This window comes from Pseudomonas sp. LTJR-52 (assembly GCF_003691465.1).
In the GTDB taxonomy this organism is placed as follows: domain Bacteria; phylum Pseudomonadota; class Gammaproteobacteria; order Pseudomonadales; family Pseudomonadaceae; genus Chryseomonas; species Chryseomonas luteola.
Map to the genome: position 1 here is coordinate 3,902,163 of NZ_CP033105.1, position 12,807 is coordinate 3,914,969.

Below are 12,807 nucleotides of genomic sequence, written 5' to 3' on the forward strand. Positions count from 1 at the left end.
AACCCCGGCTACATCAGGTGCTTTTTTCCTCGATCAGCCAGTCCAGCTTCCAGCTAGGCTGGCTTTGTCCCAGTTGTTTGGCAAGCCAGGGCAAAACGCTTCTGAGTTCGTCTTCCAGACCCCACGGGGGGTTGGAAATCACCATACCAGAGCCATTGAGCCCCACAGGATTGTCGGCGGGATGTATCCAGAGTTCGGCACGTAGAAGTTTGGGTGCATTACTCTTTTGCAGATCCTGATAAAACCGCTTGAGCTGACGCTGATCCTTGATGGGATACCAGATAGCGGTCACGATCTGCCGCATACGGGCAATGCTTTCCTTTAATGCCATTGAACACCGCTCAAACTCGTCCACCTTTTCAAAAGGAGGATCGATCAAGAGCACAGCGCGTTTCTCCTGCACGGGCAGCAGTGCTTTGGGTAACAGCCAGCCGTCCCGATGATGAACAGCGATCCGTCTTTCTTGCCCCATGTTTTCCTTGAGCAGCAGAGCATCTTCAGGATGCAGCTCATTCAAGTGCAAACGATCCTGGGGACGGGAAAAGCGCCGAGCGATTTCGGGTGACCCCGGGTAGAAGCGCAACGCCCCATCACTATTAAGAGCAGCGACAGCCTCCTTGTAAGCGACAAGCGGATCAGGGAGGTCTTTCGCCTCCCAGAGTCGGCCTATTCCATCTTGCCATTCACCGGTACGGCTAGCCTGATCTCCCAGCAGATCGTAAAGCCCTATGCCCGAATGTGTGTCCAGATAGGCGTAGGGTGTTTCCTTGCGCCCCAGCAACATCAATACGCGAGACAGTACAAAGTGCTTCAGCACATCGGCATGGTTTCCGGCATGGAAGGCGTGTCGGTAATTCATGATTCGCTCCTGTGAAGGCGCGCAGTGTACTGGAAGTCCCCTGTTCGTCGCATGGCTCAAAAGAATCTGGCATTAATTTTGACAGCTTGCCGAATCAACAGGTTAAATCAAGAATCCAGCGCATCGCGCCTACCCACTATGCAGGAGTTTCGATTTGGATGCCGTCACAATCAATAGCCTATTTTTGATTGGCGCGGTCCTGGTCGGTCTCTCCATTCTGGTCAGCTCGCTTTCCTCGCGCCTGGGCATTCCCATTCTTGTGATTTTTCTTGCAGTCGGGATGCTGGCAGGCGTAGACGGCCCTGGTCATATCAATTTCAATAACTACCCCCTCGCCTACCTGGTAGGCAATCTTGCCCTGGCGATCATTCTGCTGGACGGCGGTATGCGTACACGCGTATCCAGTTTCCGAGTGGCGCTCTGGCCAGCACTGTCCCTGGCAACCGTGGGCGTAATGATTACCGCCGGGTTAACAGGCGCTATGGCGGCATGGCTTTTCGACCTGAATATCCTGCAAGGACTGCTGATCGGCGCCATTGTCGGCTCGACCGATGCTGCTGCAGTATTTTCACTGCTTGGCGGGCGCGGGCTCAATGAGCGTGTTACCGCAACCCTTGAAATCGAGTCAGGCAGCAATGACCCTATGGCGGTCTTTCTTACCGTCACGCTGATCGAGCTTCTGGCCAGCGGCCAGACAGGCTTCAGCTGGGGGCTCGTCTGGAACTTCGTACGTGAATTCGCCATTGGCAGCCTGCTTGGCCTGGGGGGTGGTTGGTTACTGCTGCAGCTTATCAACCGTATGCAACTGGCCGATGGTCTCTATCCGCTACTGGCAGTCAGTGGAGGCTTGTTCATTTTTGCCATTACCAACGCAGCTCATGGTAGTGGCATCTTGGCGGTGTATTTGGCGGGTCTGGTTATGGGCAACCGACCAATTCGGAGCCGCCACGGCATGCTACATATGCTGGACGGCATGGCTTGGTTGGCACAGATCGGCATGTTCCTGGTGCTGGGGCTCTTGGTAGAGCCGCACAATCTGCTCCCCATTGCCCTGCCCGCTCTGGGCCTGGCCCTTTGGATGATCGCGATCGCGCGCCCCCTGTCAGTCTTTGTAGGCCTGCTTCCCTTTAAAGCGTTCCATGGTCGCGAAAAACTCTTCATCTCATGGGTAGGGCTACGCGGAGCGGTACCGATCATCCTGGCTGTTTTCCCTATGATGGCAGGCCTGCCCCAGGCCCAGCTGTTCTTTAACGTAGCCTTCTTTATCGTTCTGGTTTCACTGCTGTTACAAGGTTCAAGCCTGCCGCTCGCGGCAAAGTGGCTGCGCGTTACCGTACCGCCAGAGCCTGTCCCTTTCTCGCGCTCCGGCCTGCAGGTGCATCCCACCAGTGAATGGGAGCTTTTCGTCTACCGCCTGGGCAAGGAGAAATGGTGTATTGGCGCAGCGCTTCGCGAGTTGAAAATGCCGCCCAATACTCGTATCGCGGCGCTCTTCCGCGGGGAACAGCTCCTACACCCTTCCGGCAGTACCAAGCTGGAAGCAGGCGACATCCTGTGTGTCATTGGTCATGAGTATGATCTCTCAGCCCTGGGCAAGTTGTTCAGTCAAGCACCAGAGCGAGGCCAGCGCTTCTTTGGTGATTTCGTACTGGAAGCCAACGCAGAGCTTAAGGCGGTGGCCTCGCTGTATGGTCTTAACCTTGGCGAGCTGGATGGGGAGCAGACGTTGGGAAGCTTTATTACCCAGCGCATTGGCGGTGAGCCGGTCATTGGTGACCAGATCGAATGGAGCGGCCTGACCTGGACAGTCGCTTCGCTTGAAGGCAATCGTGTGAGAAAAATTGGGGTCAAGTTCCCAGAAGGCCGTTCAGGACCTGCTCTTTTCCTCTGATTCGTGCGGTAGTCGGCTCGACCGACAAGAGCAGTTGCGTCAGCAAAGGCGGGGATTTAACCTCCTCGCCTTTCCTGCTGCCAAGATGTGATCATGCTCGCCTTGCGTATTCTGCTCAAGATCGTGTTGTTGGGCTTTTGTCTCAACTTTCCGCTCGCTTATTCACAAGAATCCAACCTGCCTGATGCCAAGCAGATTCAGCATAGCCTGGACACGTTGGCTGACCGGAAGCTTTCTGCCTCCGATCAGCAGACCGTTCAGGACATTCTGAAAAATACGCTGCAGCTGCTAGACCAGAAGGATCAGCATGAGCAGGACCTAGCGGATGTAAAACGCAAGATCACACAAGCACCGCAGCTGATCAAAGATGCCCAGAAGGACCTGGCCAAACTCCAAACCGAGCAGGATAAGCCGCCAGTTACCCAACGCTATGCCAACGCCAGTCCCCAGGAGTTGGAGAATCTTCAAAGCCAGCGCAACTCACAGCTCAACGACTGGCAGAACGCCCTGAATGATGCCAATACACTAGTCATCACATCGCAAACACGACCCGAGCGTGCCCAGGTCGAAATCAGCAATGCGCAAATGCGGGTACAGACCATTGCCGACATTCTCAAGAGTGGCAAGGAAAGTGGTAAGCCCATTACGCCTGAACGTCGCAATCAGCTATTAGCCGAACAGGCGGAACGCAACGCACTGATTCAACTGCGTAAGCAGGAACTTTCGGGCAACAGCACGCTGCAAGATCTTGGCACCATTCAACGTGAACTCTACACGGAGCGTGTCAAACTGATCGAGAAAGAAAGTCTCGATCTGCAAGCCCTCATCAGCAGCAAACGTCGCCAGCAGTCAGAGGAAACCTTTGCCGCCCTGTCTCGTGAATCGCAGAAGACAGCAGGTAGTAACGATGTCCTGACCAGCGAAACAAATCTTAACCTCAAGCTTTCCGACTACCTCTTGCGTGCGACGGATCGCCTGAATGAGCTCACTCGAAACAATCTTGAAATCAAGCAGCGACTTGATCAGCTCAAGCAGACCGGCGAGACCATGCAGCAGCAGATCAATGTCCTGAAAGGCAGCCTGCTGCTTTCCAAACTGCTCTATCAACAGCGGGCCTCCCTGCCAACGGTCGAAGCAACCAAGGGACTGACGGACGAGATTGCCGATATACGTCTATACCAGTTCGACTTGAACCAGCAGCGCACGCAAATCGCCAACCCTTGGGATTACCTGGACAAGGTCATGGCTCAGATGCCACCCGAGCAGACGACGCCTGAGCTTCGCAAGAAACTACTGGAACTGATCAGAACCCGAGCGGACCTGCAGGATCGCCTAAGTACCGAACTAAGCGCGTTGTTAAGTGAGTCAATTACGCTTCAGCTGAACCAGCAGCAACTGTTAGCGACCAGCGAAAGCCTCCGCTCAACGCTTGATGAGCAGATGTTCTGGATTCCCAGCAATCGTCCACTGGATTGGGGCTGGCTCAAGGATGCGCCCAAGTCGTTGGTCGAACAGATTGCAAATGTGCCTTGGCGCGCCAGCGTAGGTGAGCTGTCAGCTGGCCTGGCCGAACGCCCCTGGCTGTTTCTGCCTCTCATCCTTGCTATTGCAACGCTACTGTGGAAGCGCCGGTATCTTTACGAAAAACTTAATGCCCTGAACAAGGACATCGGGCATTTTCAGCGTGACAGCCAGCTACACACGCCGCTCGCGATCGTTCTGACCGTGCTGCTGACTCTTCCTGTCAGCCTGTCGCTAGGTTTGATCGGCGTTGCCCTTGAGGGCGACAAGCGGGGCGTGAACGCATCCATTGGCGCAGCGCTTATGGAGATGGCTGCCGGCTGGCTGGTGTTCTATACCGTTTACCGCCTACTGGAAGGTGGAGGTGTTGCAGAGACCCATTTCCGCTGGTCACGCGCACAAGTAGATTCCATGCGCCGCCTGGTCAGGCGTCTGGGCCTATTGGCCTTGGCATTAATGGCCGTAGCAGCTATTGCCCAACGTCAGCTGACAAGCCTGTCTGAAGACGTACTGGGTATTCTTATTGTTCTGATCTGCTATGCCAGCATGTCCTGGATGCTGGGTCGCTCCTTGCTTAACACGGCGGCTCGAGAACGTCTGCCCTTCTTCCGGCTGATGTTTGGACTGATCATTACCGCCATTCCGGCCGGACTGTTCCTGGCTGTTTGCCTAGGCTACTACTACACCTCACTGAAACTGACCGACCGGCTTATCGATACGCTGTATCTGCTGCTCTGCTGGGTCATTCTCGAAGCCGCCTTCTCGCGGGGCTTAAGCGTGGCCGCAAGACGCCTCGCCTATCATCGCGCCCTGGCCAAGCGACAGAGCATGCAGGAGGCGGGTGAAACCGGTGAAGCCATAGAAGAGCCTGCGCTGGATATGGAGCAGGTCAATCAGCAGTCCTTACGTCTAATCCGCCTTGCCCTATGGTTAGGCTTCCTAGGAGTACTGTATTGGGTCTGGGTGGACGTGGTGGCAGTCTTCTCATACCTGGATAACGTCACGCTTTACCAGTACACGAGCGGTACGGGTGAGTCGGCAACCATGATGCCGATTACCCTGCGAGACGTCATCAAAGCGGTCATCTTTGCAGGCCTCACCTTTGCACTGGCACGCAACCTGCCCGGCCTGCTTGAGGTTGTGGTACTTTCCCGCCTGAGCCTGGCGCAAGGGACCGCGTATGCAACCACGACGCTATTGTCCTATGTAATCATTAGCGTGGGTGTTATCAGTTCGCTCTCCACGCTGGGCGTTAGCTGGGACAAACTCCAGTGGCTGGCAGCGGCCCTCTCGGTTGGTTTGGGTTTTGGCCTTCAGGAGATATTCGGTAACTTCATTTCCGGCCTGATCATCCTGTTCGAACGCCCTGTTCGAATCGGCGACCTGATTACCATCGGTAATGTTACAGGCACAGTCAAACGCATTCAGATTCGGGCGACCCATATCACCGATGCTGACAACAAATCCGTCATTGTGCCTAACAAGACGTTCGTGACGAGTCAGCTCATCAACTGGACGCTGACAGACACCATGACGCGTATCACGCTGCTGGTTAATGTGGCCAACGGCTCCGATCTGGAAAAAGTACGCGAGCTGCTCTATAAGGCCGCCTACGACAATCCCAGGGTTTTGCATGATCCAGAACCAATGGTCCTGCTACAGGCGTTTGGTGAGAACACACTGAATCATGAGTTACGCGTTCACGTGCGGGAGTTGGGCGATCGCGGCTTTGCTACTGATGAAATCAACCGCAGCATCGAGCGACTGTTCAGGGAGAACAATATAGAGATCGCCTTTCGCCAGCTGGAAGTGTCTGTAAAGAATAGGGAAGGATCTGAGCGCACCTTGAGCAAGGATGAAGTGCCTTCTCCGACCTACTCTGGACAGAAGGAATGATCAGGGCACGTTTTACGCTGTCTAGATAAATACATTTGCAGTCCGGAGAGTGCCGTGAAAACCCTTGAAGCGCTTGAGTTCGATAACCGCTTTGCCCGTCTGGGCGATGATTTTTCGACGGCCATCCAACCCAAGCCTATTGAAAATCCAAAGTTGGTGGTCGTCTCGGAGGCCGCCATGGCACTGCTGGATCTGGATGTTGCCGAGGCGCAACGACCGGAATTCACGGAAATCTTTTCCGGGCACAAGCTCTGGGATACAGCCGACTCACGCGCCATGGTTTATTCAGGCCATCAGTTCGGCTCCTACAATCCTCGCCTGGGTGATGGCCGCGGCCTTTTGCTTGGCGAGGTCATAAACGACAAGGGAGAGCACTGGGATCTTCACCTCAAGGGTGCCGGCATGACACCCTACTCAAGAATGGGAGACGGACGTGCAGTCTTACGCTCGTCCATTCGAGAGTTTCTGGCCTCAGAAGCACTTTATGCACTGGGTATCCCTTCAAGCCGCGCGCTGTGTGTGACCGGCTCCACTACAGAGGTCATACGCGAACGAGTCGAAACCGGCGCCATGCTGCTACGGCTTGCCCAAAGCCATATACGCTTCGGGCATTTCGAATACTTTTACTATACGCAGCGCAATGATTTGTTGGAAAAGCTTGGCCAGCATGTGCTTGAGGCGCACTACCCACAATGCCTGGAGCAACCTGATCCTTATGCGGCTTTTTTCCGTGAAGTCGTCGAGCGCAACGCCGAGCTGATCGCCTACTGGCAGGCTTACGGCTTTTGCCACGGCGTGATGAACACAGACAACATGTCTATTCTCGGCATTACATTCGATTTTGGCCCTTATGCCTTCCTGGATGACTTTGACGCGCATTTTATCTGTAACCACTCTGACTACAGTGGCCGATACTCCTACAGCAATCAGGTCCCCATTGCGCACTGGAACCTGGCGGCACTGGCGCAGGCGTTGACGCCGAGGGTGCCTGTCGAAACGCTGAAAGGAATACTCGAATTATTTTTGCCGCTTTATGAGGCGCATTACCAGGCATTGATGCGACGTCGACTCGGCCTTATGACAGAGCAAGCGGCGGATAAGGAGCTGATCGAGCGGCTGCTCAGCCTGATGCAAGGCAGTGCCGTTGACTACTCACTCTTCTTCCGACGTCTGGGCGATGAGGTTCCGGAGCAGGCGATTGCGGCTCTTCGAAACGACTTTGTTGATTTGGCTGGATTTGATGAGTGGAGTCGCCAATACCTGAACCGCACCGAGCAGGAAGGCGGCGATCAACCCGCACGCCAGGAGCGCATGCACGCAGTCAATCCACTCTATGTACTGCGTAACTATCTGGCCCAACAGGCGATCGAGCAGGCTGAGGCGGGTAATTATGAAGAAGTTCGCCAGCTTCATAAGGTTCTGACCCGACCCTTTGAAGAGCAACCGGGCAACGACCGATTCGCTCAACGCCCACCGGATTGGGGCAAACACCTGGAAATCAGCTGCTCTTCATAATACCGGCGCCTTGCGTCAACAACTCAATGAACGCACGTGCAAGTGATGAGCGCTCGTCACGACGATGAATAAGCCACAATGCGGAGGTGGCGCCCTCGTCCACCAGGGTTCTGTAGACAACACCTTCGATATGCATTCGCCGGTAGGTTGCTGGCAAAACCGAAACACCCAATCCGGCCGCCACCAGTCCAATAATGATCGTAGTTTCTCGAGCTTCCTGAACGATTCGCGGGCTGAATCCAGCTTGTTGAGACAAGCTGATCAATTGGTCATATAGACCTGTACCGTAGGTACGAGGAAAGTAAACAAAGGGTTCCTCGGCCAACTGTTTGATAGCAATGCTTTCGTGGGTTTGTAGGGCCAAGGGATGGTCCGCCCGCATCACAGCGACGAGGGGCTCCCGAAACAGCTCTATCGAGACCAGCGCATCCGACATGGTAATAGGCCGGATCAGTCCTACCTGGAGCTTGCGATCCATCAGCGCCTCGGTCTGCTCTCGGCTGCTCATTTCCTGCAAAGCCAGGTGTACCGCTGGAAAGCGCTGACGGAAGTTGAAAATAGAGCGTGGCACAGTAGCAATAAAGGGCGCGGAGACCGTAAAACCCACTTGTAACTCACCCAGCTCTCCCCGTTGCGCTCGCCGTGCAATGTCGGTGGCCTTATCTACCTGCGCCAACACCTGCCGAGCCTCATCCAGAAAGAGCCGGCCAGCCTCAGTCAATGCAACACGACGATTCGTGCGCTCAAACAGGCGTGCCCCCAGCTCCTCTTCCAAAGCTTGTATCTGCTGACTCAGTGGTGGCTGTGAAATACCCAGGAGTTCAGCCGCTCGACCAAAATGCAACTCATCTGCGACGGCTACAAAGTACCGTAAATGTCTTAATTCCATAGCGCCTCTATTGATATTTAATACATATCAAATCGGTCGAATAATATATTGGAAAGAATAAACATCAGCTCTTATTCTTTCAGTAACCAATAATAAATTTCAGATTGTGCAGCGCTTTCGCTGCGCCGTCCTTTCGTTCGTCCAGATTTTGAGGTTTAACGTGAGTAAGTCTGCTTTACCTGCTCGTCACGAGCATGCCCAACCTGAAGAAGAACCTGCGCCTATTCAGGCAGCACGTGAAGCTGCCAACCAAGCAGTAGAAGATGCCGATTTGTACATTGAGAAAGGCACTCGCCAGTTCATCCATACAGCCCTTGCACTTTTCTGTGGCGGCTTCGCCACGTTTGCCCTGCTGTACTGTGTACAGCCCATGATGCCCATTTTTTCCGAAGCCTTTGGTATAACGGCGGCCAAAAGCAGCCTCGTGCTCTCCGTATCAACTGGGCTCATGGCGGTCGGGCTACTGGTTACAGGTCCTATTTCAGATGCCATCGGCCGCAAGCCGGTCATGGTGGTCTCACTCTTCGCCGCCGCTTTCTTTACGCTGCTTAGCGCCATCATGCCCACCTGGGAAGGTGTTCTCGTCACGCGGGCATTGGTTGGTCTATCGCTATCCGGTCTGGCCGCCGTTGCCATGACCTATCTGTCTGAGGAAATCCATCCCCAGCACATCGGCCTGTCCATGGGGCTGTATATCAGCGGCAACGCGCTGGGTGGGATGAGTGGGCGCGTCATCAGCGGCGTTTTGGTGGACTTTGTCTCTTGGCGGATTGCTCTAGCAATCCTGGGCAGTCTGGCGCTGATTGCCGCTATCGTATTCTGGCGGCGTTTGCCGGAGTCACGTCACTTCCGCCCGACTCCCCTGAAGCCTCGCACACTGGTCAATGGCTTTACCCAACACTTTCGAGACGCTGGGCTACCTTGGCTCTTTCTCGAGGGCTTTCTGTTAATGGGCGCCTTTGTCACGTTGTTTAATTATATTGGCTATCGCCTGTTAGGTGAGCCTTATCATCTCAGTCAAGCCGTTGTGGGCGTCTTGTCGGTCGTCTACCTGTCGGGTATCTACAGCTCGGCCCAAGTAGGCTCATTAGCGGATAAACTTGGTCGCCGCCGCGTCTTTTGGGCGGTGATTCTTCTGATGCTGGGTGGCGTGGTGCTGACGCTATTCACCCCCTTGCCGTTGGTCCTGGTGGGCATGCTGCTGTTTACCTTTGGCTTTTTCGGGGCTCATTCGGTCGCCAGCAGTTGGATCGGTCGCCGCGCTCGGCAAGCAAAGGGACAAGCTTCGTCGCTTTACCTGTTCTGCTACTATGTGGGCTCAAGCATCGCAGGAACATTAGGCGGCGTGTTCTGGCACGAAGCGGGATGGAATGGTGTCGGACTGTTCATCGCCACACTCCTGGTCGGAGCACTGGCTGTTGCGTTACACCTGGCTCGCCTGCCAGCCCTCCCCTTGAATGTTAAAGCCGCTCGATGAGCGGCTTTGCCTTTTTAATGGATCGGGTGCATGACCCGGTCTTTGTCGACCGCCTTATGCCTCGTGATAAGGCGCCGAGAGCTCATGAACAGCCTCGATGAAGGCACCTGCATGTGCAGGGTCTACCTCCGGCGTGATTCCGTGCCCCAGATTGAAAACATGCCCGGAGCCTTTACCGTAGCGAGCCAGAATCCGCGCCACTTCTGAACGGATCGCGTCAGGTTTGGCATACAGTACCGCCGGGTCCATATTGCCTTGCAGCGCCACCTTGTCACCCACACGGCTACGGGCGTCGCCAATGTCGCATGTCCAATCCAGTCCCAATGCGTCTGCGCCAGAGGCCGCCATGCTCTCCAACCAAAGACCACCATTCTTGGTAAACAGGATGACAGGAATCTTGCGGCCTTCACGCTCACGAATCAGGCCATCAACAATCCTGCGCATGTATGCGAGAGAAAACTCCTGATAAGCCGCCGAAGACAGATTGCCTCCCCATGTATCAAAGATCTGTACCGCCTGGGCACCTGCCTGAATCTGACCATTCAGATAGGCGGTTACCGAGCGGGCCAGCTTATCGAGCAGGTTGTGCATGGCTTGCGGATTGTCATAAAGCATCGCCTTGCTACGCCGAAAGTCCTTGGATGAGCCTCCTTCGACCATGTAAGTCGCCAACGTCCAAGGGCTTCCCGAGAATCCGATCAGAGGCACACGCCCATTGAGCTCACGGCGAATGGTGCGGACCGCATTCATGACATAGCCCAGATCCGCTTCCGGGTCCGGTACCGGTAAGGCTTCGATATCCGCAGCGGACTCAATACGCTTCTTGAAGCGGGGCCCCTCACCTGTCTCGAAATAGAGGCCTAATCCCATAGCGTCCGGGATGGTCAGAATGTCTGAAAAGAGGATGGCGGCATCCAGCGGATAACGCTCGAGCGGCTGCAGTGTGACTTCGCAGGCCAACTCAGGGTTCATGCACAGACTCATGAAGTCACCGGCACGGCCACGCGTAGCGCGATACTCCGGGAGATAACGACCGGCCTGCCGCATCATCCAGACGGGCGTCACATCGACGGGTTGCTTGAGCAAGGCACGGAGAAAACGGTCGTTCTTCAAAGCAGTCATGGAAAATATCCGTCAAGAAAGTACTGTCATTTTCTCAGACACAAAAATAAAAGGCACGGAGAGATCCGTGCCTTTTATCTATCGAGCCCTTAACCGCTTTGCCCTTGAACTGCAAAGCAGCTTATGGCTGGTGCTTCAAACGCCCAGGTAATCCAGAATACCTTCAGCTGCAGTACGACCTTCGAATACTGCAGTCACCACCAGGTCCGAACCTCGCACCATATCGCCGCCTGCAAAAATCTTGGGGTTGCTGGTTTGATGCTTGAACTGACCGACAGAGGGAGCGACTACACGGCCCTGATTATCCATTGCAATCGCATGTTGCTCGAACCACTCTGCGGGGCTTGGGCGGAAACCGAAAGCGATGACTACCGCATCTGCCGGCAGGATCTCTTCGGATCCCGGAATCGGTTCAGGGCTGCGACGGCCTCGGGCATCCGGCTCGCCCAGACGCGTTTCGACAACCTTAACGCCTTCCACCTTGTCTTCACCAATGATCGCAATCGGCTGGCGATTGAAGAGAAACTTAACACCCTCCTCCTTGGCATTCTTCACCTCACGACGCGAGCCCGGCATGTTCTCGGCATCGCGACGGTAAGCACAGGTTACGCTCTTGGCACCCTGGCGAATCGAGGTGCGGTTGCAATCCATCGCGGTATCACCGCCGCCCAGAACCACAACGCGCTTGCCTTTCATATCGACAAACTCGTCAGCAGACTTCTCGAAGCCCAGGTTACGGTTGACGTTAGCCACCAGAAAATCCAGGGCATCGTGCACACCTGGCAAATCTTCGCCAGGGAAACCGCCTTTCATGTAGGTATAAGTTCCCATCCCCATGAAGAGCGCATCGTATTCCTCAAGCAGCTGCTCCACTGTGATGTCCTTGCCTATCTCGGTATTGAGGCGGAACTCTATCCCCATACCGGTAAAGACCTCGCGGCGGCGCGCCATCACGCTTTTCTCAAGCTTGAATTCGGGAATGCCAAACGTTACCAGACCGCCAATTTCCGGATTCTTGTCGAATACAACAGGCGTAACGCCGTTGCGGACGAGAATATCGGCGCAGCCAAGACCTGCAGGACCTGCACCAATGATGGCAACCCGCTTGCCGGTTGGCACCACCTTGGACATATCCGGCCGCCACCCCATGGCAAAAGCGGTGTCAGCAATATATTTCTCTACCGAACCGATGGTAACGGCACCGAAACCATCGTTCAGGGTACACGCGCCCTCACACAAGCGGTCCTGCGGACACACACGACCACAAACTTCGGGCAGCGTATTGGTCTGATGGACCAGCTCGGCTGCAGCCAGGATATTGCCTTCCGAAACCAGCTTCAGCCAGTTTGGTATGTAGTTGTGAACCGGGCACTTCCACTCGCAGTAAGGGTTGCCGCATCCCAGGCAGCGGTGCGCCTGCTCAGATGCCTGCTGCGGCTTAAACGGATCGTAAATCTCAACGAATTCTTTCTTGCGCTGACGCAGGAGTTTCTTCTTCGGGTCCTTGCGGACGACCTCTATGAACTGGAAGTCGTTATTCAGACGTTCAGCCATTACCTAAACCTCATCACGGCAGCGTTCATGTCTCGCTGCTGCAGGAAAACTCACGGTCGCAACCAGTGCCTGACAACGTGTCA

General features: G+C 55.0%; 8 protein-coding genes. 4 read left to right on the top strand and 4 right to left on the bottom strand.

What is annotated here, in order from left to right; genetic code table 11:
- Positions 1–13: 13 nt before the first annotated feature.
- A complete protein-coding gene (locus tag EAW52_RS18185; RefSeq protein WP_122043461.1) occupies positions 14–859 on the bottom strand; it encodes a 23S rRNA (adenine(2030)-N(6))-methyltransferase RlmJ in 846 nt (281 codons plus the stop codon).
- A 154-nt stretch (positions 860–1,013) separates the two neighbouring features.
- Between EAW52_RS18185 and EAW52_RS18190 the strand changes: the two genes are divergently transcribed.
- The 3 genes from EAW52_RS18190 (at position 1,014) to selO (ending at position 7,682) form a co-directional block, all read left to right on the top strand.
- Positions 1,014–2,750, top strand: coding sequence for a potassium/proton antiporter (locus tag EAW52_RS18190; RefSeq protein WP_122043462.1), 1,737 nt, complete (start codon positions 1,014–1,016; stop codon positions 2,748–2,750).
- A gap of 93 nt (positions 2,751–2,843) precedes the next feature.
- On the top strand, positions 2,844–6,167 hold the full coding sequence (gene mscK / locus EAW52_RS18195; protein ID WP_122043463.1) for a mechanosensitive channel MscK: 3,324 nt from the start codon (positions 2,844–2,846) through the stop codon (positions 6,165–6,167).
- Between the two features lie 54 nt (positions 6,168–6,221).
- Positions 6,222–7,682: a protein adenylyltransferase SelO gene (gene selO / locus EAW52_RS18200; RefSeq protein WP_019363998.1), complete on the top strand. Its 1,461-nt coding sequence runs from the start codon at positions 6,222–6,224 to the stop codon at positions 7,680–7,682.
- On the opposite strand, the gene EAW52_RS18205 is transcribed toward selO, so the two are convergent.
- A complete protein-coding gene (locus tag EAW52_RS18205) occupies positions 7,666–8,571 on the bottom strand; it encodes a LysR family transcriptional regulator (protein WP_010797042.1) in 906 nt (301 codons plus the stop codon). The genes selO and EAW52_RS18205 overlap by 17 nt on opposite strands.
- 160 nt (positions 8,572–8,731) lie before the next feature.
- Between EAW52_RS18205 and EAW52_RS18210 the strand changes: the two genes are divergently transcribed.
- The gene (locus tag EAW52_RS18210; RefSeq protein WP_122043464.1) at positions 8,732–10,048 is read left to right on the top strand and encodes an MFS transporter; all 1,317 of its coding nucleotides are present in this window, start codon (positions 8,732–8,734) and stop codon (positions 10,046–10,048) included.
- A 54-nt stretch (positions 10,049–10,102) separates the two neighbouring features.
- Here the strand turns inward: EAW52_RS18210 and hemE are convergent, their stop codons facing one another.
- On the bottom strand, positions 10,103–11,170 hold the full coding sequence (gene hemE, locus EAW52_RS18215) for a uroporphyrinogen decarboxylase (protein WP_122043465.1): 1,068 nt from the start codon (positions 11,168–11,170) through the stop codon (positions 10,103–10,105).
- Between the two features lie 135 nt (positions 11,171–11,305).
- Positions 11,306–12,724 carry an FAD-dependent oxidoreductase gene (locus EAW52_RS18220; RefSeq protein WP_019363994.1) on the bottom strand — a complete coding sequence of 473 codons (1,419 nt, stop codon included), beginning with the start codon at positions 12,722–12,724 and terminating at the stop codon, positions 11,306–11,308.
- Between the last annotated feature and the right edge of the window lie 83 nt (positions 12,725–12,807).

What these genes read in the sequence shown, in the direction of transcription:
- EAW52_RS18185 (WP_122043461.1), bottom strand. Translation starts at nt 859, where the DNA reads ATGAATTACCGACACGCCTTCCATGCCGGAAACCATGCCGATGTGCTG.
- EAW52_RS18205 (WP_010797042.1), bottom strand. Translation starts at nt 8,571, where the DNA reads ATGGAATTAAGACATTTACGGTACTTTGTAGCCGTCGCAGATGAGTTG.
- mscK (WP_122043463.1), top strand. Translation starts at nt 2,844, where the DNA reads ATGCTCGCCTTGCGTATTCTGCTCAAGATCGTGTTGTTGGGCTTTTGT.
- EAW52_RS18220 (WP_019363994.1), bottom strand. Translation starts at nt 12,724, where the DNA reads ATGGCTGAACGTCTGAATAACGACTTCCAGTTCATAGAGGTCGTCCGC.
- hemE (WP_122043465.1), bottom strand. Translation starts at nt 11,170, where the DNA reads ATGACTGCTTTGAAGAACGACCGTTTTCTCCGTGCCTTGCTCAAGCAA.